Source organism: Pseudoalteromonas sp. SWYJZ19, from assembly GCF_015864375.1.
Taxonomy (GTDB): domain Bacteria; phylum Pseudomonadota; class Gammaproteobacteria; order Enterobacterales; family Alteromonadaceae; genus Pseudoalteromonas; species Pseudoalteromonas arctica.
On the sequence record NZ_JADYXI010000002.1, the window covers coordinates 358,817 to 381,771 of the forward strand.

The window sequence follows — 22,955 nt, forward strand, 5'->3', positions numbered from 1 at the left end:
TAGTAAGCATGAACCTATCAGGTTTAATTAAGTTTTATTAGCTAACCCCGCTAGGTCAAGCTAAAGCCAATTGAGCCAAAAACATTTTTTACTCACTCGCTAATGGTAAGCTTACAGCAAACACTGCACCATCGGCTTGTTCGTTATTTTTCGCAGTTACACTGCCTTTATGGTAATCGCACACCAGTCTTACAATATAAAGTCCTAATCCCAAATGCGGTTGTTGCTGCATTTGCTGGCTACGCACCGACACCATAGAGTCAAAAATATGCTCAGTGAGTCCTTCGGGCAACGCTGGACCTGTATTACTCACTGTTAATGTTGCTTTATTTTCGCTCTGCTTAAGGCTTACATTAATCGCCGTATTGGCTTCACTGAACTCCAGCGCGTTATTAATAAGCTTATCAAGCAGCTGAGCTATAAACTCCGGTGCACCTTGCATAGGTAGTTTGCTTTGGCATACGTCAAGCGAAAATAACTGGTTTGGGTAAGTAAGCTGATAGCCTTGCATGCAGCCATTTATTACTTTTTGTAAATCAAAAGTCTCTGGCTCGTTACTTTGAATACTTTGCTCGAGGCGAGTGGCTTCGCTCATGGTCGTTATTATTTTACCTAAGCGTTCAACGCCTTCACTGGCACGATCGAGGTATTTTTGGCTCAGCTCGTTTTGCGGCAAGCTTTGTAAGTTTTCGAGGGACGAGCGCACTACGGCAACAGGCGTGCGCAGCTCGTGTGATAATCGCGACGACATATTTTCTAAGTAATCGGTATAGCCACCAAGTCGGCTGACAATGTTTGAAAAACTACGAGACAGATCGCCAATTTCATCATTAGCGTCGCTGTAATTAATACTGCCGGTAACACGCCCTTGTGCATCAATTGCTTGCTCAGCTGTATCGCGCAGCCGCCTAATACGGTTCGATATACGCGAGGCAAAAAAGAATAACGTGACAGTACCAATTAGCATCACGGCTAAAATAACGTTGAATAGTTTTTCGAGCGATTTATTACGCAGCGTACGTACGCCGTTTGTGGTTTCCTCTGCTATTACCGCGCCAATTACTTGATCTTGAATCCAAATAGGGTAAGCGGCCGATAAAATAACGGCTTTGCTGTCAGGGGTTAAGCGCCAAGACGATGCAGGTTGGCCTTTTAATGCCTTTGCTAAGTGCGTGCCTTGCATAGAAGCTACATCGTGCAGGGTATCTAAAAACTCGTTTTCTGGGCGCGTTAATATTTTATAGTAAATTGGGTGCAAGTAATTTTGCTCAAAGCGTTGCCACCACGTCTCGGGAGCCTGGTTAGCAAGTCCATCAGCCCATACGCCATCGGCATTTTGAATAGTGCCGGTTTGTGCCAATACCCGATGATGATTATCGACTACCCAAATACGGCTGCCACTGTGGCCCATGCCTTTTAAAATACGGCTAATTTCTGGAGAAGGGACTAATACCGAGCCTAAATCGTTCGGGTTATTTAAGTTTGAGGTCGACATTATTTTTGGTTCTAATAATGCCTCTTTGCTATCAATGTCAACAATGGCAAAGCCAAGTTTGTTGCCCAGCATGTTAATAGGAAAGCGCAGCTCTACGTTATATCCTGATTTGGTACTTTCAAAATAGCCCTGAATTTTTGTAAAAGGGGCTTTGGTATTTGCATCAAACGCATTAACCCAACCATCTTGGCGCGGCGCAATAATGTAAGTATTAAACTGACCGTCTGGCGTTTTTAGGCCAATTTGTAAATAATCGTTATTGGTAATGCTTAAGCTGTTTTTAGCGCGATAGATAAGCGTGTCGTCAGTTATTTTAAATAGCGCATATAAGTAAGTATCAAACTTGCCCACCATGTGATCAAACGACAAGTCGCTGGCTTTATGAGTACTGTTTGTTTTTTGTAAGTAGCGTTTATCGTAATGCCAAAATAGTGGTTGGTAGCTTTCCCAATCGGTGAGTTTACCGTCTAATTGAATAGGGTTTTTAAGATTATAAGCGTATAAATCGCGCCCTTTTACTACTTGGTCTAAAAAGTTGGTTTGTTCGTCAAATAATGCGGGACGCTCATGTAATGCAGTGGCAAGGGCTCGAGTGGTGCCTACGAGGGTTTTTTCTTGGCCTTGGCGTAAAAACTTTTCCATTTCCCATACGTACTCGTAGCCAAGCCACGGTAGCAAAAACAAAAAACATGAAAGTAATATAAATTTACTGCGCAGGCCAAATCGTAGCATTAGTGTTGTTCCCACCTGTAGCCCATGCCATACACGGTATCTATACAATCAAAGGCGTCATCGAGTGCTACAAACTTTTTACGAATACGTTTTACGTGCGAGGTAATTGTGCTGTCGTCTACGTAAATTTTTGCATCGCTCATTAATTCGTTACGGCTTTTAACATGGCCGGGTCGCTGGGCGAGTGAATGCAGCATCCAAAATTCGGTTACGGTTAAATCAACGAGTTGTTGCTGCCAAAATACCTGCATACGTTGCGTGTCGAGCGTTAACTGCTCGCGTGTTATGAGTGCGTTTGCATCAGCGGGTTGTTCAAGTGCTTCCATTCGGCGAAATAGTGCACCAATACGTGCAGCCAAGTGAGCCAAGCTTATGTCTTTTGTTAGGTAGTCGTCGGCGCCCATGCGCAGGCCGCATACGGTATCTATTTCGCTATCGCGGGCGGTTAAAAAAATAATAGGCAGTGTTTTAGAAAGCGAACGCAATGTTTGGCACAGTAAAAACCCCCCATCTATTTCATGGCCTAGGCCAATATCAACAATGGCTAAATCGGGTAGGGCATTTTTAAATTCAGCTTCTGCGCTGACGCGATCTGCAAAGCCACTCACTTGGTAGCCCTGTGCGCTAAGCATCTCTATATAGTTTTCGCGGATTGCGGGTTCATCTTCAATGATGGCTATTTTTTTCATTCTAATCATTATCCTATTGCCTCTGTTGTGCACTATAACGAAGTTTTTAAGCTAAGTACGCTTAAAAAGGCAATTGCCATTTTTTTGCCACAATTGCTCAGCAGTTTGCCATTTTTGCTCCCCTTTATTGCCACTTGAGCTTGTTTTAATACAGCCATCAAAACAAAACGTCACAAATTAAAAAGTAAGTTTAAGGATCAAATCATGAAGAAGACATTAATCGCGTTAACACTGTTTGCTAGTTTTTGTACTCCAGCAATTGCCTCAACATCTAACACGCCATCAAAAGAAGCGCATAAAGAAACGGCTATTGGTTTAGGTGCAGGCGCTATTATTGGCGGTGTAGTGGGCGGGCCAATTGGTGCGTTTATTGGGGCATTTTCCGGTGGTTTAATAGGCGATTCAAAAGTAGCTGATAACAAAATTGCAGAGCAAGAGCGTGCCATTACGGTTATGAAAGAAAAAACCAGCGATTACCAACACGTGCTTAACCACAACAATATGTTAGAGCAACAGCTAGAAGTGCTTGCCAATCAAAATGAGCAGTTAACTCAGGCTCAAATAAATAACTTACTAGCGATGACAGTGCAATTTAAAACAGGTTCAAGTGTTATTGCCCCGCATTTTGCACTGCAGTTAGACCAACTCGTTACCTTGTTAAACAACCAACCACAACTCGTACTTGATTTAAGTGGTTTTGCCGATAAGCGCGGCGATGAGCAAACTAACCTTTTACTTTCTAAAGCGCGTGTAAATGCCGTGCAAAGCTATTTAATAAAACACGGCGTGAGCCATAAACGCTTAAGCACGCAGGCATTTGGCGAGCAGCAAACATTGGCTAATAGCAACACGGTGGAAGATAACTTTTTTGATAGACGCGTAACGCTTACCACTCGCTCAATGAATAGTGTAAATGGCCAAACGGCGAGTAACTAAAACTAACTGAATCTAAGTAAAGCTAAGCGTTCGATGGAGTGATTTATGTTTAAATTGAGTAAACCAACCAAAATGCTTACTAAAGTAAGCATTTTTATATTCATAGCGATTGTGCTGTTAGTGAGCTTTAAAAGCCATGCGCAATCACCCAAGTTAGAGCTTTTTGATAGCAATGGTGCGCCAGCAGGCCCAGCAATAATATTAAAAAGCGACGCCAATATGACCTTAACTGGCCTAATTAATCATGTTGTAGTTACGCAAACCTATCAAAACGAAAACCCGTTTGCAGTTAACGCGCTCTACGTTTTTCCATTGCCAGATGAAAGCGCCGTGCACGCCATGACGATGCGTATAGGTGAGCGAGTCATTAAAGGCCAAATTGATAAAAAAGTGGAAGCCGAAAAAAAATACGAGGAGGCTAAAAAAGCAGGTAAGCAAGCAGCACTGGTACGCCAGCAACGCGCTAATATGTTTATTACTAATGTGGCAAACATTGGCCCTGGTGAGCAAGTAATTATTGAGCTTGAGTATCAAGAGATAATTGACTACAGCAGCGGCACATTTGCTATTAGGTTTCCTACTACCATTACACCGCGTTATCACGCTATTAGTGGTGAAGTTGAGCAAAGTAATACCGAAAAAACAGCATTTAATCCATCACCAACAGGCTGGTTAAGCCCTGTTTATAGCACTCAAAACATCACTCAAAATAGCATTCAAACTGATAACGTACCAAGCAGCCAATTTAGCTTAAACATTGATATAGACGTAGGCTTAGAGCTGGTGGATATCAATTCTAAATTTCATAATGTTGATGTGCAAAACACCGCATTTGGGCAATATAAAATAGCGTTAAATGAGGCTAATGCAGTTAATCGCGACTTTGTACTTGAGTTTAAACCGCTGCAAAAAGAGCAAGCTCAAGCTGCATTTTTTACTCAGCAGTTTGAAAATGGCGACCGATACGGGCTTGCTATGCTAATGCCACCAGGGGATCACTTTACACAAACGCAGCGATTACCTCGCGAAATGGTATTTGTAGTTGATACATCAGGCTCTATGCACGGGCAATCTATGGAGCAAGCTAAAAAAGCATTGTTTTATGCGCTTTCATTACTTGATAGCGACGACAGCTTTAACATTATTGGTTTTGACAACATAGTGACTCCAATGAGCGATAAACCACTTATAGTCAACGATTTTAATTTACGCCGTGCAGAGCGATTTATTTATAGCCTAGCAGCCGATGGCGGCACAGAAATACAAGGTGCGCTTAATGCCGTCCTTGATGGCAGCGAGTTTGATGGTTTTGTACGCCAAGTTGTATTTTTAACTGATGGTAGTGTAAGTAATGAAGACGCATTGTTTAAAAACATTCAAAGTAAATTAGGCGATAGCCGCTTATTTACGGTAGGTATTGGCAGCGCACCTAACAGCTTTTTTATGCGCCGAGCGGCAGATGTCGGTAAGGGCTCATTTACGTTTATAGGCAGCACAAACGAGGTGCAACCTAAAATGCAGCAGTTGTTTGATAAGCTTGCACATCCGGCTATTACTAATTTGGCGCTAAGCGATGAAAGCGGTAACAGTTTAGATTTTTGGCCATCACCACTACCTGATTTATATTTTGGCGAGCCTATCATGATCGCTATAAAACTTAATAATGCCAAAAGAGTGATACTTGCTGGGCAAACAGCACAGGGGTCTTTAAGTATTAAATTAAGTACACAAAATAGCTCAAGCGCTCAAGGTATAGCAAAACTGTGGGCGCGCCAAAAAATCAAGTCATTACTTTTATACAATGAGCAAAGTACCGTTAAAGATGAAGTACAGCAGCTTGCACTTACTCATCAATTACTTAGCCCGTTTACTGCTTTTATAGCGATTGAACAAACTCAAATAAAAGAAGTGGCAGAGCAAACGGCGCAAGCTACTAATGCAGTGCCACAAGGTATGGCAATGCGTTTACCGCAAACCGATGGGCAAAGTAGGTTGCACATAGTATTAGGCTGTATTTTATTATTAGGATTTGGCGCTCTTAAATTTAAACACAGAGCGAATCCTTAAATGAAAAGAGATTTAAAATGAAAAAGTGGCTAAGCGCGGGCTTACTAATCGCTGGGCTCGGATTATTTGGTCACGGCGCTTATATGCAGGCAAAAGCGTGGCTTGCTCAATTATTAATTGAGCAAGCATGGCAAGAGGCACTTAAATCACCCGGCACTAAAGTAAAACCGTGGTATTACGCCGACAGCTACGTGACTGCAAAGCTTGATTGGCCAAGCCGTAATAAAACATTAAGCGTATTGGTTGGCGCGAGTGGTCGTAATTTAGCGTTTGCGCCTAGCCAATTTTTACCCGCAGGGGATCTTGGCGGAAAAGAATTTGGAAACGAAAAAGGCGCGCTAATAGCCGGGCATAACGATACCCACTTTGCATTTTTACAAAACGCAAAAGTGGGTGAAGCGTTTACTTTGCAACTGCAAAGTGGGGTGGTTCAAAATTATAAGGTAACGGGGATTGAGGTTATTCATCAATCCCAAAACGCATTTTTACAAACACCCGGGCTGTATTTGCTTACCTGTTACCCTTTTGATTCGCTTGCCTCGGGTACTGATTTAAGATTGCTTGTATCTGCGCAAATGTCTTCGCCCGATTCACTAAGCGGTATATCAACCACAAGTTCTTGATGGCGCTGGCTGACCATTACACCAATAAACACCACAAATATGCTCAGCCATTGCCAAACGTTGAGCACTTCGCCCAAAATAATAGCTGACAAAATAAGTGTAAAAATAGGAATTAAATTAGAATAAGCAGCAGCGGTTAATACCGATACTTTGCTAATTGCATAGTTGTACATGCCGTAGCCGCCAAGGGTTACACACGAGCCTAAATACAAAATGCTCATAAGTGCGGTTAAGTCGTGTTGGTTTTCGCTTGGCAGGTCGATAAAAAATAAAAACGGAGCAAAAAACAAGCTGCCGCTAATACCTTGCAACGCAATTAAAGTAAGCGGCGAGTAACGATTAGCTAAATGTTTAATACTTACGGTATAAAATGCAGCGCACACCATAGCCATAAGCTCTAAAAAGTTACCCAACAACGGATTAGGTGCCTGCTCAGAACTTGGTGAAAGAAGCGTAAGTAAAATACTGCCGCCAATACACAGCGTAAAACCAACAACAATGGCTTTGCTTATGTATTCTTTAAGTAATAAAAAGGCAAGTAGCGCAATAATTATAGGCAAGCACGACACAATAACACCGGCCTGCGAGGCTGACGTGTATTCCATTGCATGGCCTTCAAATAAAAAGTACAAGCAAGGCTCAGCAAGCGACATACCCACTAAATACTTCCAGTCACCTTTTAAATACTCAAACCGAATAACGTAGCGCCATAAACAAAGCGACAAAACTAACGTAGTGAGCATGCGTAAAAATATTACCAATGCAGGGTCGTAAATGGCAATGGCGTATTTAAGCGCTATAAAAGAGCTGCCCCATAAAAAGGTGGCAATAATTAAACATAAACTGGCAGGCATAGAGAGTAATTTACATAATTTAATAAAATCAGATCCTAGCATGAATATTTTTAACTTGTTCAAAAATACCGAGCTGGTATAAATTAATTCATCTTTAATTAATCAGTAGTAAAAAGCACATGCAAAGGGAACAGGTAATAGTTGTAAAGCTTGGTACAAGCGTACTTACTGGCGGCACAGATAAACTAGATAAAGCACACATGGTTGAATTGGTACGCCAATGCTGCGAGATTAAAAAACAAGGCCACCAGGTTATTTTAGTGTCGAGCGGTGCAGTTGCTGCTGGGCGCGAACAACTATTAAAACCCTGTGGCAGAAGCTTAATTGATAAACAAATGCTTGCTGCAATTGGACAAGGTCAACTTATTCATATTTGGCAGAGCTTGTTTGGTTTATACGGTGTAAATGTAGGACAAATGCTGCTAACTCGCGCTGATGTAGACGACAGAGAGCGCTACCTTAATGCCCGCGATACACTCAATGCGTTATTAAATTACGACGTTGTGCCCATCATTAACGAAAATGACGCAGTAGCTACTAGTGAAATAAAAGTAGGCGACAACGATAATTTATCGGCACTTGTCGCTATTTTGGCTAATGCTAATAAGTTACTGCTACTTACCGATCAAGAAGGGTTATTTACCAGCGATCCGCGCACAAACGCCGATGCCACCCTCATTGGTGAAGTAACACATATAAACGATGAGCTGCGACAACTTGCTGGTGGCAGTGGCACAAATTTAGGCACCGGCGGTATGGCGACTAAACTGCAAGCCGCCGACATTGCAAGGCGCGCAGGCGTTGAAGTTATTATTGCTAAAGGCGCAGGTAAAAACGTTATTTTAAAATGTATGAGTGACGAGTTACCAGGCACGCGTTTTTTAAAACTCACCGCTCCAAAAGATGGCCGTAAAAAATGGTTACTAGCCGGGCCTAAAAGTACCGGCCAAATTGTTATAGATCCAGGTGCTATTGGCGCCCTTCAAAATAAAGGCGCTAGCTTACTCGCTAAAGGCGTTACTAATGCATTTGGACGTTTTGAACGCGGTGATTTAATTGATTTAATAGATAATAAAAATCAAGTGATTGCACGGGGCTTAACGCGCTTTAGTAGTACCGAGGTAAATAAAATAAAGGGTGCGCACTCTAGTCAAATAGGCCTATTACTCGATTACGATAGTGGCGCAGAAGTACTTCATAGGGATGATATGGTATTGCTATAGAAGCACTTTTAGTAAATTAAATTACTTGAGTGTAATTCTCGCAGTATTACACTTTTTTGATTGTAAATTTGTGCTAAAATCTGGCTCCTTAAATTGTTGTAAGCAGAGCACAGAACATGAAATTAGTTCGTTGGTTTTTAGGTTGTATAATCTTATTCTTTAATTTTGTATTTACTCCTCGCAGTAAAAAGCGTGCAAGCGACGAGCAAGCACAGCTTGATCAGCAAACCTCACAATTTAAACTGTATCAATTTAAAGCATGCCCGTTTTGTGTAAAAGTACGTCGCGCTATTAAACGCGAAGGCTTAAACATAGAAACGCGTGATGCAAAAGACAATGAGCAATATCGTCAAGAGCTACTAGAGCAAGGCGGCAAAGTTAAAGTGCCTTGCCTGCGTATAGAGCAAAACGGCCAAGTACAATGGCTGTACGAATCAAACGATATTATTGCTTACTTAAACAAAGTAGCTGCATAAACCACTTTTACTATCTCACTTATTTAAAGAGAATATACCATGACAATTCGCACCCGTGTTGCCCCGTCGCCAACTGGTGACCCGCATCTTGGCACCGCTTATATCGCCTTATTTAACTACTGTTTTGCTAAACAACAAGGCGGTGAATTTGTACTTCGTATAGAAGATACAGACCAAGTACGTAGCACGCCAGAGTCTGAACTTGCGATTATGGATAGCCTACGTTGGTTAGGGCTTGAGTGGGATCATGGTCCTGATGTGGGTGGCGAATTTGGTCCTTACCGTCAATCTGAGCGTAGCGATTTATATAAAAAATACGCGCATCAGTTAGTTGACGATGGTAAAGCGTTTTACTGCTTTGCAACAAGCGAAGAGCTTGATCAAATGCGTGAAGAGCAAATGGCAGAAGGCCTACGCCCTAAATATGACGGTCGTGGTTTAAACCATACAGATGAAGAAATTAAAGCAAACTTAGCTGAAGGCAAACCTTACGTTATACGTATGAAAATCCCAAGCGAAGGCACATTTAAGTTTAACGACTACCTACGTGATGAAATTGAGATCCCGTGGGAAAACGTAGACATGCAAGTACTTTTAAAAGCAGATGGTTTTCCAACGTACTTTTTAGCGAACGTAGTTGATGACCACCATATGGAAATTAGCCATATTTTCCGTGGTGAAGAATGGATTAACTCAGCGCCTAAGCTATTAAAGCTTTATGAAGATTTTGGTTGGGAAGCGCCAGTACTTGGTCACTTACCGTTATTACGTAACCCAGATAAATCAAAGCTGTCTAAGCGTAAAAACCCAACGTCTATTAATTACTATAAAGAAATGGGCTACCTGCCAGAAGCCGTGCTTAACTATTTAGGCCGTATGGGTTGGTCAATGCCAGATGAGCGTGAAAAGTTCACACTCAATGAAATGATTGAAAACTTCGACATGAAGCGCGTATCGCTTGGTGGTCCGGTATTCGACGTAGATAAATTAAGCTGGTTAAACGGCATGTGGATCCGCGAAAACCTAACCGACGAGCAGTTAATTCAGCGCTTTGTTGATTGGAAGTTTAATGGCGAAATGCTCGCTAAAATATTACCAGAAGTTAAAACTCGTATTAATACGCTGTCGGATATGGTTGAGCTTGCAGGGCACTTTGTAGGTGGTATTCCAACTTACGATCCGGCGTTATTAACAGCAGGTAAAGCTGACGAAAACGTAATTCGCCAAGCACTACAATTTTTTGTATGGCAGCTTGAAGGTTTACGTAGCTTTGAAAAGCCCGCTATTTTTGCAATTGCAAAAGAAGTTGCAACATTCCACGAGCTAAAAATTAAAGACTTTTTAGAGCCAATATTTGTCGCCATTACAGGCAAAACATCAAGTACGTCAGTGCTTGATGCAATGGAAATACTAGGCTCTGACCTATCACGTGCTCGTTTACGTGTAGCACTTGCTCATTTAGGTATTTCTAAAAAGCAGGCTAAAAATATAGAGCGTGCGTACCGCGAATACCCAAGTGCATAATTGCTAAATAATGTACTTTTAAAAGCCGAGCTTTATTAAGCTCGGCTTTTTTGTTTCAGGCTGTTTAGCTATATGACATCGTATTTTGATATTGTTTAGTCTAAGCATTCACAATTTACTAAATGCTACAATGCGGCATATAAACTCATAGGAGGCAGTATGATTGCAACCGTTAAAAACAAAGCCATTTTTAGCAGTAATACATTTTCGATAAACCTCGTTACTTACCCAACTAGTCACAGCGTAATGAACCATATTGACCCTGTGCAGCAAGGGCGTTATTACAAGCTCAACTTTGTATTAGAAAAACCTAAAGAGGGTGGGGTATTTAAATGCTCAAAATGCATTATTAACTTATTTAATCGCGTGTATTTATTCAGACCCGATAAGTACGAACACAGCGTATCTAAAATCGAGTCTGGAAAGCGTGTATTACTGAGCTTTGCGCTTAATATATAATTTGCACTTTTACTTATTGATAGTCGTAAGCTTGTCCGGTGCATAAAACAGATAAGTCGCAATACGATACATACGTTTCACTACAAGAATTGATAGTAAAAGCATTCCCGCCTCTGCGCATGGCATCAGCTTTAAGTAAATCAATCGCATTTGATTTAGAGCGGTTATAGCTTACGTTATTGCTACCTCTACCGTCGCCATCACAGCTTTTACCTTCTATTCGTCCTAAAAGCGTTGCGCCACTTTCGTGTGCTTCTTGGTCGCTATAAAATTGCTGTAAATCTCTTTTATTAACGTAGGTGCCAATTTCTTGAGATAAAACGCCGTTGTCTATATCTGTATGATAAGTCATGCTTGAACAACCCGTTATTGTGGCGAGCACTGTTATTGCCGTTATAAAACGTAGCATATTTATTAGTCCCTTAATTTATTATTTGAAATAGTAAATTACTAACAAAATCAAATGCGGGCAATGTTTACTACTAAGTAAATTGTTAGCATTTGTAAATGTATTTAGATTTTATTGAGCATCGGGTAAGTAAACAAAAAGAAGTGGCAAACATTAACCAACCAATGGCATAAAATAGCCCACTCTAAGCGCTGCGTTTTATAAAAAACATAGCCATACCCCAAGCCGGCAATAAATGAAACCAATACATAGTTAATTCCTCCAGCAAAATGTGCCAAAGCAAAAATACCTGCAGTAATTACAGGGGCAAGTATTGCTAAACGGGTAGGTGTAATTATTTTGCTAAGCTTAGTTTGTAGTAAACCTCGAAATAAAGCTTCCTCGGCAACACAGGTAAATAAAAGATTAATAGCAATAAAGGCTAACCAAAAGCCAGGAACCTTAGGGTTGAAGCTTACAAGTCCAAGCATTAGAGCCGCAGTGAGCGTAGCTAAAACAGTAGCAATAACTATTAAAATGGGTTGTTTAACGTTTAATGGGCCCGCTTTATTAGAGTCTGCTTTTAAAGCTTTTTTATTCGAATAAAAGTAAGCACAAAGAAATAAACCCGCCATAGCTTTATCAAAATTAGCATAAAGGGTAAATGCAATCGCATCGCTTGTAATACGCTCGTTTATAACAATAGGGAGGTTATTAAAACCAGGCATCCAATGAAGTGCTAATGCCAATGAGGAAACTATAAAAACAGTACTTAAAGTAGCGCGTATTATTGCCTGCTTTGTATTTAGCGCACAGTAGTATAAAACAACGTAAAGCCCGGTTAACAGCAGGGCATATAAATTTATATAACCTTGAAAATATGCACTTACAACACTTAAAGCTAGTAAGTAGTGCCAAAGGGGTTGCCGCATTATTGATATTTTGCAGTACGGAAAAACACATATAATTGATAGCGCTAATAAATAAAAGGTCATTGTTTTTTATTGCTCTGTTTTATTTAGCAACTAATCTAACAGATTCGACCTCTCAGTATTTTTTTTCTGGTAATATAGATAGGTTATAAGCAGTTTAAGCAGTGAACAAACTATGTTAAGTCCTTTTTTTCAGCAGCATGCTGATTATGTTTCTATCTCTCGTGAGCAAGGTTGTCGATTCGCTAAATGCGTTGCTGACGATTACAATCCACTTCACGACAAAGATGCCAAAAAGTTTTGCGCGCCAGGAGACTTACTTTTTTCATTGGTACTAGACCGCTACGGTATTAGTGAACAAATGGAATTTACTTTTGCCGGTATGGTTGATGAAAACACCAAACTTAACTTCCCTGAAGGGGCTGATGAGTTTGATGTAACCAATGGCGAAAAAGTTATTTTAAAGGTAAAGCGCAAAGGTAAAACCAGCCAATGCCCAGCACTGACTAATAGCCTAATAAAAAATTATGTTGAGTTTTCTGGTACTACTTTCCCGCATGTAATTATTCCATTAATGGGTAAGCAAGAGGTAATGATTAACCCTGCTCGCCCAATGATCATTTACGAATCAATGCTTATCAACCTTGATAATCTTGATATTACAGCACCAGAACTTGAGTTTGCAGAGCCTAGTTTTGAGTACGCCGGCAAGCGCGGAAAAATTACACTTCGTTTTAACCTGTTAGAAAACGGCGTTAAAGTGGGTAGTGGTGAAAAGCATATGGTAGTTTCGGGTATACGCGAATACTGCCAAGCAACAGTTGACGATTTAATAGCGTTTTACAACGAGCGTAAAGCGACACTAAAGCCAGCTTAAAGCTACATGAAATTATAAAAGGCGCTAAATACAGCTGTTATTTAGCGCCTTTTTTATTGTTTTAGCGCTAAAGTGAAAGTGAGCAACCACGATTAAATACTTTTCTGGACTGGTTAATTTACGCAGTACAGTAATATGCGTACAATAGCGCTCTTTGTTATTTTAAAGCTAAGCCTATGTCTGCCACTACGTTCTCATCACTTAATCTCGACCCGTTATTATTAACAGCGATTGAGCAAAATAATTACACTCAACCTACCGCAATTCAGATTAAAACTATTCCGCCTATTTTAGCCGGAAGTGATGTAATGGGCAGCGCGCAAACAGGTACGGGTAAAACTGCCGCCTTTGTTTTACCTTTATTACATAAGCTTTTAAATACCCCTAAAAAAGATGAGCAAGGCCTTGCACGTGTAGTCATTTTAACGCCAACCCGTGAGCTTGCTCAGCAAGTATTTGCAAGCTTTGAAAAGTACGCACAAGGCACTAATATCAATGGCGCTTTAGCCTATGGTGGCGCAAGTATTGGCCCTCAAATAAAAGCACTTAAAACAGCGCAAGTTATAGTGGCAACACCTGGGCGTTTGCTTGATCATATAGTTAAAGGCAGTGTGGTACTTTCAAGTGTAGACTCCTTAGTGTTTGACGAAGCTGACCGCATGCTTGATATGGGCTTTATTGATGAAATTAGACGTATATTGCGACATATCCCGGGCGATCGCCAAACTTTACTATTTTCAGCTACGTTTGATGACAGCGTGTTTGAACTCAGTAAAAAGTTACTTAAAAACCCAGAACTAATTGAAGTTGATAAACGTAACTCAGCCGCGGTTGAAGTAGAGCAAGTTATTTACGCTGTAGATGAGGATCGTAAGCGCGAACTTGTATCGCACATGATTGGTATGAAAAACTGGCGCCAAGTGCTTATTTTTACTCGCACAAAACAAATGGCTGATCAGCTTGCTAAAGAAATGTGTAAAGACGGTTTAAAAACCGAATCAATCCATGGTGACAAATCGCAAGGCGCACGCGACCGTGCATTGCAAAACTTTAAAGAAGGTATTACACGCGTACTTGTTGCAACCGATGTAGCTGCGCGTGGTTTAGATATTTCTACACTTAGATACGTAATTAACTTTGAACTACCGTACATTGCCGAGGATTACGTGCACCGTATTGGCCGTACAGGTCGTGCTGGCGAACAAGGACTTGCTATGTCGCTGGTAAGTCTAGATGAGCAATGGCTGCTAGAAGAAATTGAAGTACTACTCGATACGCGTTTAACGCCGCAGTGGTTAGAAGGTTACGAGCCAGATCCTAATAAAAAGCCAAAAGATAATCGTAAAAATACTAACAAGTCGCGAAAAGATCGCGATAAAAAACGCATCACTGGTAAAAGAGAGCCAAGCAGACGTCGTAAATAATAGCTTTTACTTTGCTTTTTTGCCTATACTGGAGCTACTAAATAGCCGAGGTAAAGCAATGTTTGAAATTGATCAATGGGCATTTTCTGGTATTGATGGCCAAATATCTTTGCATAAATGGCAAAAAACAATCGACCTTATAACGGGGCTTTTTTCAGCCCCGTCTGGTTATATAGTTCAGGCAACAAGCAAAGGCTATCGCGTTGTTATTAGAAGTAACGAAGGTGGCTCTAACTTTGAGACCAATCCTATACTTCCTCCTCAAACCCCTCTATTTTGTCGGTACGTTGCTGAAACTAAAAATATTTTATATGTTAATGATGCAAGCAATAACGATGCATGGAACACCCTACCAGAAGTAGTTGAAGATGGTGTTGAATCCTACCTAGGTTTACCTATTCATTGGCCTGAAGGCGAAGTATTTGGCACGCTATGCTTAAAAGACACTCAGAAAACAAGCTATACCGATGAATATTTTGAACTCATAGAACAACTGCGTGATTTGATTGAAGACGACCTAGCGCTTGTGTATAGCTATGAGCAAATGCGCGAAATAGCCATGTTAGACTCATTAACGAATATTTATAATCGCCGAGCACTTAACTTATTAGCCCAGCAAAAACTTAACTTAGCGCTACGTTTAGGCTTTGACGTGTGTTGTTTGTTTATTGATATAAACGACTTTAAAAAATTAAACGACACCTGCGGACATGAAGTGGGCGACAAAGCCTTAATTATATTGGCAGATACGCTAAAAACGCATTTAAGAGATGCTGATATAGTAGGGCGCTTAGGTGGCGATGAGTTTGTTGCAGTAATGCAAGTAAGCGATAAAAGCAAGATTAACTACATCATGGATAAAATTTCGACTGAGTATTCAAAAGTCTTACTCAAAGAAGACGTTTGCGATTTATCGCTTAGTATTGGTTATAGTTTTACTAATAAACAAAAGCAGCCCTTTGAAGCGCTATTAAATGATGCAGACCACGCAATGTATAAAAATAAACAAGCGTATAAGCTCGCTAAAAAGGCACAATAATAAAAGGAGGTTCGTCATGACTCATGCCACACAAACTTGGCTGGTTTTTTCTGCGATAGGTTTTATTTTTTCCTTAGCAATAATAAGCTTATTTGAAACGTTTCCTAGCATTAGATTTATATAATAATTTTTGGTGTTATGTGCTCCTCTATGGGGTTTGCCTTAAAAAGGCTTGAGAGTAATAACCAAAAACAGCTTCAATAAATAGTTTAAGCTGCAAATTTTTACTTGTATTTATTAATTAATTTTTCAAAGAACGGACATAAAAAAGCAAGCCATTAGGCTTGCCAAGAAGGGTGTTAATTAGCTCTTACCTAGCCTTTAAGCTATTAGCTTTTCCGCAAGGTTCAATTCCATAATGGCTTTTAATAAACGGTATAAGTTAATTGACGCGTCAATTTCTTCTTTACGGTTTGTTAAGCTTTCAATATTTAGGCCCAGCGGTACATCTAAATGCGCACAGCTTTTAAGTATTAAGTCGAGATTTTCGCGGCAAATACGGACTGATTCGCTTAATGTATTGTCTGCATCAAGCATGCGCCATTTAGTTGCCTCTGGCACTGAGATACCCAACCATTGCATAAAGTCTAAGGTTTTTTCGCCGCCGCACGGGGTAAACGTTAATATAATACGTTGAGGTGTAATACCCTGTGCTTTACACGTACGTGCGTAGCTAGTAATTAGCTCTATAGTAGCTTGTGCGTCGTAAACAGCTTGCGATATAAAAAATTGACAACCTTGTGCTGTTTTTTCTATTAATCGTTCGTGCTCATTTCGTTTACTTGAATGGCGCTCGGCAATCGTAACGCCACCTAAAAAGAAATCATCTGATTGCTCAGCCATCGCTTTATACGCATCTGGCAGGCTTAGCTTTATATCGCCTATCGATGATGGGCTACCTACTAAAACAACATTTTGTAAATCGTAGTCGTTTTTAGTTTCACTTAGCCAATCTTTAAATTCGCCTACGCCACGCTGCGCCACACTTTTATAAGTAATCACATCTTGTGCAGATAAATTACGAAGTAAATGGCTGTATTCACGCGGATCAACGGTTTGTTTAAACGCAAATGGACGGTCTTGATTAGTTCGGCTGCTTTCGTCTTGAATGTCGTAAATTATCACGCCGTCGTATTCAATTTCGTGTAAGCGACCTAATAGCTTTTCTGCAATGGTTTTTAATTGCGCTTTATCGGTGCCAATTTTAGGCGGGGTAGTACCAATAAGATAAACACCTTGGTTGGTGTCCACTATCTTCTCTTTTAGTGATAAAGCCATAATCCTCATTCCAGCTAAGTTTGTTTTGATGGATTTAATATAGCAGCCATTTAGACGTCTAGATAGATTTATTTAGTGAAAGTTTTTCAACTAACATGATGTTTATTCATAGTACTTGTTCCCATAATTTATAATTGACACAGTTGTTTACATAATAAATTCCCTTTGGGCTCTTATATTTATTGGCTTTGGGGCATAATTAAAGAGTTAAATCTGACAACAAATTTGCTCAATTTAAAAAGGGACAACAATGAAATTTAAATTATTAGCAACCAGCTTAGCGGTATCGCTGGCGTTAACAGGTTGCGCCATGCAACAAAACCAAAGCACGCAAACAACAGCACAACAAGAACAAGTAAATAAAGCTGATGACCGTGTTTTCTCGCAAGATTATTTAATTGAAGAGCTAGAAAACGGCTTACGTGTCATGGTTGTTAAAACCGACTACCCTGATGTAGTGTCGCTGCAAATTCCGGTATCGGTTGGGTCGCGTAACGAAGTTGAAGAGGGCAAAACAGGCTTTGCTCACTTTTTTGAACACATGATGTTTAAAGGCTCACAAAAATACCCTGAAGATGTGTACTCAGACATATTAAAAAATTCAGGTGTTGATAACCGCGCTTATACAACAAACGATTTTACAAACTACCATTTAAACTTTTCAAAGCAGCATCTTGATAAAGTACTTGAGCTTGAAGCTGATATTTTTCAAAACTTAACTTACACCGAAGAGCAATTTAGAACAGAAGCACAAACGGTAAAAGGTGAGTACTTAAAAAACAACGCGAGCCCAATTCGTAAATTATTAAGCGCTGTACGCGAAGAGGCGTTTGATAAGCACACGTATAAACACACCACTATGGGCTTTTTTAAAGACATAGAAGCTATGCCTGATCAAATGGCCTATGGTAAAGAATTTTTTGCTAAGTTTTATAAGCCTGAGTATGTGTCACTTGTTATTGTGGGCGATGTAGACCCGCAAGCAACAATGGCAATGGTTAAAAAGCATTGGGGCAGCTGGAAAAAGGGTAACTATATTGCTGACATTAAAGCAGAGCCTGTTCAACAAGCACCAAAATATTTGCACCAGCAAGATGAAGCGCTACCAGGTCATTGGTTACTTGTATCGTACAAAGGCGCTGCGTGGGAGCCTGCTAAAAAAGACAGAGCGGCGCTTGATTTAATCTCACAGCTTTATTTTTCAAGTAATTCAGATTTATATCAAGAGCTAGTGGTCGACAAACAAATTGCCAGCCAAATGTTTACCTATAACCCAGAGACTAAAGATCCGGGTTTATTACACGTATTTGTTAAAGTAGAAAACGCAGACGATTTAGCCACTGCACGCGATGCCATTAACCGAACTTATGCAAAAGCACGCACTGAGCTTGTTGATGAGCAAAAGCTGAGTGATTTAAAATCGAACCTTAAATACAGCTTTATTAATGGTTTAGATTCGTCGCAAGCGATTGCATCAACCCTTGCCAGCTACATGCATTTTGAGCGCGATCCTGAGGTTATAAACCAGCTGTATAAATCGGCAGATAACATCACCAGCGCAGATATTAAAGCCGTTGCTAATAAATACTTTACTGATAACGCACGTACCACATTAACAATGTCGGCACTTGATGAAGCGCCAAGTTTTGAGCAAGAAGTTGATTTAAATGCGCTTACTGCAAAGCTTAAACAAGCACCTGCGGCTCCTGTATTTAAAGTACTTGATAAAACCAATAGCTCGCCATTAATTGATGTTAACTTTTTATTCAATACCGGTGCGGCTGCCGACCCTCAAGGCAAAAAAGGCGTTGCTGCGTTAACTGCGGCTATGCTTGCACAAGGTGGCTCAGAGGCGACAAGCTATAAAGATATTCAAAAAGCACTTTATCCGCTTGCGGGTAGCTTTGGTTATCAAATAGATAAAGAAATGCTGTCGTTTCAAGGACGTATTCATAAAGATAACGCGTCGCAGTGGTATACACTTGTGAGCGATCAATTACTAAACCCAGGCTTTAGAGAGGATGACTTTAAACGCCTCAAAAAAGAAATGATCGACGGTATTAAGTCAGGCTTAAAAGCATCTAACGATGAAGAGCTAGGCAAAGAAGTGCTATACAGCGCGCTTTACAAAAATCATCCTTATGAAAGCTACAACTACGGTGATATTTCTGATTTAGAAGCGTTGACGCTGGATGACGTTAAAGCATTTTATAACAGCGAGCTTACGCAATCTAAACTCACGGTTGGCTTAATTGGGGCTGTGCCTGCAAAACTTAAAGCTAAAATGATGAGCGATTTTGCAACGCTACCAAAAGGTGATCAAAGCCGTTTAAGTATTCCTGATGCACCAGCGCTTAAAGGTCATCATGCAACTATTGTAGAAAAGTCGGCGCAATCGACTGCGGTATCGTTTGGTTTTCCTATTGATACAATAAGAAGTAGCGAAGACTGGACAGCACTTTGGCTTGTGCGTTCGTACTTTGGTGAGCACCGTAGTTCTAACAGCTTTTTGTATGAGCGCATTCGTGAAACCCGCGGCATGAACTACGGCGATTACGCATACATTGAATACTTTCCACGTGGTATGTTTCAAACCAAGCCTGATGCAAACCTAGGGCGCTCTGAGCAAATATTTCAAGTGTGGTTACGCCCACTTCGCTCTAATAACGATGCGCACTTTGCAACTCGTACGGCTTTATTTGAGCTAGATAAGCTAATTAAAAATGGTATGAGCGAAGATGACTTTGAAGCCACGCGTAACTTTTTAATTAACTTTGTACCGCAAATGGTTGCAAGTCAAAACCGCCAATTAGGTTACGCACTTGATAGCGAATTTTACAACACAGATAGCTTTGTAAGTTACGTAACTAACAAACTTAAAACGCTAAGCGTTGCTGATGTAAATCGCGTTATTAAAGAAAACCTACAAACAGACAACGTTCAATATGTGTTTATAACCGCAGACGGCGCTGATATGCAAAAACGTTTAGCGTCTGAGCAAACATCACCAATGGTTTACAATACCGATAAACCTGCCGAATTAGTGGCTGAAGATAAAGTAATTGCTGATTACAAATTAGCAATTCCTGCAAAAAATATTGAAGTGATGAAAGTTGATAAAGTATTTCAATGAAGGTTTAAATAGTTATATAAGTTAAGATAATTAAAATGCCCCATATATTGGGGCATTTTTTATGGTATTGGATATAGTATTGAACCAATTTTTACACCTAACCCAAAAAGTATCATTGCACTTATTATTACAACTAAAGTGATGTGGCCACGTAGCTCTTTCGACTCATATTTTGACATTGCTGCAGCTCCTTATTTCATAATAAAAAAAACAGTTATCATGCCTAATATGAAGCTGACTACTGATGACAATGCTAACACCGTGGTTATAGTGTGCTTGTTTAAAGTTGTTGCACCACCGAGAGGTGTTGTATCTTCATCAAGCTTAATTAATTTACCCTGGCGTACTTCTAAAACCGCGCATAAAGCCATTGTGGTTTCTTTTGATGCCGCGCCTTCTTTTTCTACCCGTTGGATTGTTCTCAAGCTTACATCGCAGGCATCGGCAAGTTGCTGTTGCGTCCAATTAAATTGCTGCCTAAGTTCTTTTATTGTTTTAGGATTAAGTTGCATTTTAAAATTTCCCAATCAAGAATTCTAAAATTATAATTAGCAAGTAGCCACCAACTAGGCCTCCAAAAAAGCAGCCAAAAAGCACTTTTAACGAAGTTTTTGGGTTATTTAATAATGATGATTGTTCATAACTTTTTATAAATTGGCCATTTTTATAAAGTGAGCACTCTAACCTGCCAGTTAAAATATTACGCATTTCAAACATTACTTTAAAATCATTGTCACCAATATTAAATTGATGGCCACTGTGAATCCTTTGGTTACGCTTATTACTTATAAGTTCATCATTTACGTATACTTCTTCTTTCCCTGTAAAGTAGCTACCAAAACACGCTATTTGATTATCGCCATCTTGAAAGTAAAATTTGTAACCTAATTTTCTTGTATTTAATACATCGTTTTTCATCATCGTTATCCTTGTTGAGTTGATGATGCTAATTTAGCGTTTGTTTTTGTTATTTACGCCGTCAGCTGTACGCCAGTATGTATTTTGGCATATGACAGGTGAACTGTCATATGTTGTTAGCTTTTGATTTTTATTAATTTATTATATTTTAAGTATGTATTGGAAATTTTAGCAACTGTCGTATAGCTTAATCTAAAAAGTGGGTACGTATTTAAAATATCATTTCTGGTTGCTAGTTATATCTAATAACCAGAACAAATAACTAAGGGATTAACACCTTAGGCTTTAAATCCGTTAGACTTGGGAAAAGGCTATTTTATATCAACTTAAGGCAGTGCAGTATTATGCGTCATGCAATTTGGCAACAGCTTCGCGAAGAAGCTAACGATGTAGTAACACGTGAACCATTATTAGCAAGTCATGTTTATTCATGCATTTTGAATCATGATTGTTTAGGTTCGGCATTGAGCTTTATTGTTGCTAATAAGTTGGCTGATGCGGTGGTATCGGCATTCACTATCCGAGAGCTGTTCGATCAAGCATTTGTAAAATGTGACCGTATGCTATCTTTTGTTGCTGAGGATATTAAAGCGGTAAAAGACCGCGACCCTGCATCAGAAACCTATCTTACGGTTATATTAAATCTAAAAGGTTTTCATGCTATTCAGGCGCACCGTTTGGCTAATTGCTTGTGGCAACAAAACCGCAAAGAGCTAGCGCGCTTTATTCAAAGCCGTAACTCTGAAGTGTTTGGGGTCGATATTCACCCAGCATGTAAAGTGGGTAAAGGCATTATGTTTGACCACGCAACCGGTATTGTTATTGGTGAAACAGCGGTAATTGAAGATAATGTATCAATTTTGCAATCTGTAACGCTTGGCGGTACAGGCAATGAGCAGGGTGATCGTCATCCCAAAATTAGAGCGGGCGTATTAATTGGCGCCGGCGCTAAAGTACTTGGTAATATTGAAGTAGGTGAGGGCGCACGAATTGGTGCGGGCTCAGTTGTACTTAGCAATGTTCCACCACACACAACCGCTGTTGGCGTGCCCGCTAAAATTATTGGTCGACCGGATTGTGAGTGTCCGGCGCAAAGTATGAACCAAAACTTTTTAGCAAATCCTGAGCCTGAAAACGAATCGCACACGAGTGCAATGCTATAAGTAATTAAAAATAATAAAACTTAAAAGGAATTAACATGAACAAGAATAGTTTATTGGCTCTAGGGATTGGGTTTATTGCGGGTGTAGGTTTAACTTGGAGCTACTTTAATGCAGCTTCAAGTCATCCAGAATCTGTTAAGTCGCAGCCAAGTTATGAAAAACAGCAAAAGCTTCATACTGGACAACAAAGTAATGAGGTATTAAGTAATGCAGACTCTGCAGTACCTGAGCAAGTCGCTAGTATAGAGCCCGCTGAAGAGACGCCTCCAACCTATTCAGAAACCCAAATGCTTGATGAGCTACCTTTAGAAGAGCAAGTAACTCAGCTTAAGCAGCAACTTGCTGAGCAGAAAGCGACAGTTAAAAGCATTTTAAAGCAAATGAGAGGTCCTTCAGATTTTGAGAAGATTTTACGTGATAAATTTGAAAAGCAAACGCGTGACGAAGAATGGGCTTATCGTACTGAAATGGCATTACAAGATTTTTTATTAACAGCTGATTTAGCGATTATACCCGATGTTGTTAGCGCAAAATGTAAAACGACGATATGTGAATTTGAACTTGCCGCACCCGCTGATAACGACACATTTGATAATTCTCAATGGCGAGAGCTAAACGACGAGTTGATGAAGCAAGAGTTTTGGCAACAATTTAAAAGCACTACCTCCACATCAAGCGATAGCGAGCTTAAATTGTTGCTAAGTACAGAGTTTTAAGTAATACCA

21 protein-coding genes are annotated in these 22,955 nt (G+C 40.1%); 13 read left to right on the top strand and 8 right to left on the bottom strand.

The window, feature by feature from the left end; genetic code table 11:
- Positions 1–88: 88 nt before the first annotated feature.
- Together pdsS and pdsR are read right to left on the bottom strand one after the other, a co-directional pair.
- Positions 89–2,227 (bottom strand): proteobacterial dedicated sortase system histidine kinase, encoded by a 2,139-nt coding sequence (pdsS, locus tag I6F45_RS03565; RefSeq protein ID WP_197159641.1) that lies wholly within the window; start codon positions 2,225–2,227, stop codon positions 89–91.
- Positions 2,227–2,916 carry a proteobacterial dedicated sortase system response regulator gene (gene pdsR, locus I6F45_RS03570; RefSeq protein ID WP_197159642.1) on the bottom strand — a complete coding sequence of 230 codons (690 nt, stop codon included), beginning with the start codon at positions 2,914–2,916 and terminating at the stop codon, positions 2,227–2,229. Before pdsR ends, pdsS begins: the two co-directional genes overlap by 1 nt.
- Positions 2,917–3,120: 204 nt before the next feature.
- Here pdsR and pdsO point away from each other — a divergent pair, with 204 nt between their 5' ends.
- Genes pdsO through I6F45_RS03585 form a run of 3 tightly spaced genes read left to right on the top strand, consistent with a single transcriptional unit; the run spans position 3,121 to position 6,542 of the window.
- Complete coding sequence (pdsO, locus tag I6F45_RS03575; RefSeq protein ID WP_197159643.1) at positions 3,121–3,852, top strand: sortase-associated OmpA-like protein PdsO; 732 nt, start codon at positions 3,121–3,123, stop codon at positions 3,850–3,852.
- 45 nt (positions 3,853–3,897) lie between these two features.
- Positions 3,898–5,919 (top strand): marine proteobacterial sortase target protein, encoded by a 2,022-nt coding sequence (locus I6F45_RS03580; RefSeq protein WP_197159644.1) that lies wholly within the window; start codon positions 3,898–3,900, stop codon positions 5,917–5,919.
- Between the two features lie 17 nt (positions 5,920–5,936).
- Positions 5,937–6,542, top strand: a complete 606-nt coding sequence (locus I6F45_RS03585) for a class GN sortase (protein WP_197159645.1) — start codon at positions 5,937–5,939, stop codon at positions 6,540–6,542.
- On the opposite strand, the gene I6F45_RS03590 is transcribed toward I6F45_RS03585, so the two are convergent.
- Positions 6,437–7,396, bottom strand: coding sequence for a DMT family transporter (locus tag I6F45_RS03590; RefSeq protein ID WP_197159701.1), 960 nt, complete (start codon positions 7,394–7,396; stop codon positions 6,437–6,439). The two genes, I6F45_RS03585 and I6F45_RS03590, sit on opposite strands and share 106 nt — an antisense overlap.
- A 119-nt stretch (positions 7,397–7,515) precedes the next feature.
- Between I6F45_RS03590 and proB the strand changes: the two genes are divergently transcribed.
- From proB to I6F45_RS03610, 4 genes are all read left to right on the top strand, one after another.
- Positions 7,516–8,619 (top strand): glutamate 5-kinase, encoded by a 1,104-nt coding sequence (gene proB / locus I6F45_RS03595; RefSeq protein WP_197159646.1) that lies wholly within the window; start codon positions 7,516–7,518, stop codon positions 8,617–8,619.
- Positions 8,620–8,735: 116 nt separating this feature from the next.
- Positions 8,736–9,095, top strand: a complete 360-nt coding sequence (locus tag I6F45_RS03600) for a glutaredoxin family protein (protein ID WP_007581591.1) — start codon at positions 8,736–8,738, stop codon at positions 9,093–9,095.
- Positions 9,096–9,134: 39 nt separating this feature from the next.
- Positions 9,135–10,619, top strand: a complete 1,485-nt coding sequence (gltX, locus tag I6F45_RS03605; protein WP_007581594.1) for a glutamate--tRNA ligase — start codon at positions 9,135–9,137, stop codon at positions 10,617–10,619.
- 159 nt (positions 10,620–10,778) lie between these two features.
- Positions 10,779–11,078, top strand: coding sequence for a 2OG-Fe(II) oxygenase (locus I6F45_RS03610; RefSeq protein WP_197159647.1), 300 nt, complete (start codon positions 10,779–10,781; stop codon positions 11,076–11,078).
- Between the two features lie 13 nt (positions 11,079–11,091).
- Here I6F45_RS03610 and I6F45_RS03615 read toward each other — a convergent pair whose 3' ends face one another.
- Together I6F45_RS03615 and I6F45_RS03620 are read right to left on the bottom strand one after the other, a co-directional pair.
- On the bottom strand, positions 11,092–11,487 hold the full coding sequence (locus tag I6F45_RS03615; RefSeq protein WP_197159648.1) for a hypothetical protein: 396 nt from the start codon (positions 11,485–11,487) through the stop codon (positions 11,092–11,094).
- A gap of 104 nt (positions 11,488–11,591) precedes the next feature.
- On the bottom strand, positions 11,592–12,461 hold the full coding sequence (locus tag I6F45_RS03620) for a CPBP family intramembrane glutamic endopeptidase (RefSeq protein WP_165727601.1): 870 nt from the start codon (positions 12,459–12,461) through the stop codon (positions 11,592–11,594).
- A 112-nt stretch (positions 12,462–12,573) separates the two neighbouring features.
- Here I6F45_RS03620 and I6F45_RS03625 point away from each other — a divergent pair, with 112 nt between their 5' ends.
- The 3 genes from I6F45_RS03625 to I6F45_RS03635 all read left to right on the top strand — a co-directional run bounded on the left by I6F45_RS03625 (position 12,574) and on the right by I6F45_RS03635 (position 15,738).
- On the top strand, positions 12,574–13,275 hold the full coding sequence (locus tag I6F45_RS03625; protein ID WP_007581602.1) for a DUF3581 domain-containing protein: 702 nt from the start codon (positions 12,574–12,576) through the stop codon (positions 13,273–13,275).
- A gap of 176 nt (positions 13,276–13,451) precedes the next feature.
- Complete coding sequence (locus I6F45_RS03630) at positions 13,452–14,699, top strand: DEAD/DEAH box helicase (RefSeq protein WP_024593280.1); 1,248 nt, start codon at positions 13,452–13,454, stop codon at positions 14,697–14,699.
- Positions 14,700–14,757: 58 nt separating this feature from the next.
- The gene (locus I6F45_RS03635; RefSeq protein ID WP_165741402.1) at positions 14,758–15,738 is read left to right on the top strand and encodes a sensor domain-containing diguanylate cyclase; all 981 of its coding nucleotides are present in this window, start codon (positions 14,758–14,760) and stop codon (positions 15,736–15,738) included.
- Positions 15,739–16,059: 321 nt separating this feature from the next.
- On the opposite strand, the gene I6F45_RS03640 is transcribed toward I6F45_RS03635, so the two are convergent.
- A complete protein-coding gene (locus I6F45_RS03640) occupies positions 16,060–17,016 on the bottom strand; it encodes a methylenetetrahydrofolate reductase (RefSeq protein ID WP_024593278.1) in 957 nt (318 codons plus the stop codon).
- A 250-nt stretch (positions 17,017–17,266) separates the two neighbouring features.
- On the opposite strand from I6F45_RS03640, the gene I6F45_RS03645 reads away from it, so the two are divergent.
- On the top strand, positions 17,267–20,149 hold the full coding sequence (locus I6F45_RS03645; RefSeq protein WP_165740794.1) for a M16 family metallopeptidase: 2,883 nt from the start codon (positions 17,267–17,269) through the stop codon (positions 20,147–20,149).
- Positions 20,150–20,340: 191 nt separating this feature from the next.
- Here the strand turns inward: I6F45_RS03645 and I6F45_RS03650 are convergent, their stop codons facing one another.
- Both I6F45_RS03650 and I6F45_RS03655 read right to left on the bottom strand, forming a co-directional pair.
- Positions 20,341–20,661 (bottom strand): helix-turn-helix domain-containing protein, encoded by a 321-nt coding sequence (locus tag I6F45_RS03650; protein ID WP_024598636.1) that lies wholly within the window; start codon positions 20,659–20,661, stop codon positions 20,341–20,343.
- A gap of 1 nt (position 20,662) precedes the next feature.
- A complete protein-coding gene (locus I6F45_RS03655) occupies positions 20,663–21,067 on the bottom strand; it encodes a hypothetical protein (protein ID WP_197139946.1) in 405 nt (134 codons plus the stop codon).
- A 344-nt stretch (positions 21,068–21,411) separates the two neighbouring features.
- Here I6F45_RS03655 and cysE point away from each other — a divergent pair, with 344 nt between their 5' ends.
- The gene (gene cysE, locus I6F45_RS03660) at positions 21,412–22,230 is read left to right on the top strand and encodes a serine O-acetyltransferase (RefSeq protein WP_165727596.1); all 819 of its coding nucleotides are present in this window, start codon (positions 21,412–21,414) and stop codon (positions 22,228–22,230) included.
- 35 nt (positions 22,231–22,265) lie between these two features.
- Positions 22,266–22,946 (top strand): hypothetical protein, encoded by a 681-nt coding sequence (locus tag I6F45_RS03665; RefSeq protein WP_165740795.1) that lies wholly within the window; start codon positions 22,266–22,268, stop codon positions 22,944–22,946.
- Positions 22,947–22,955 lie beyond the last annotated feature (9 nt).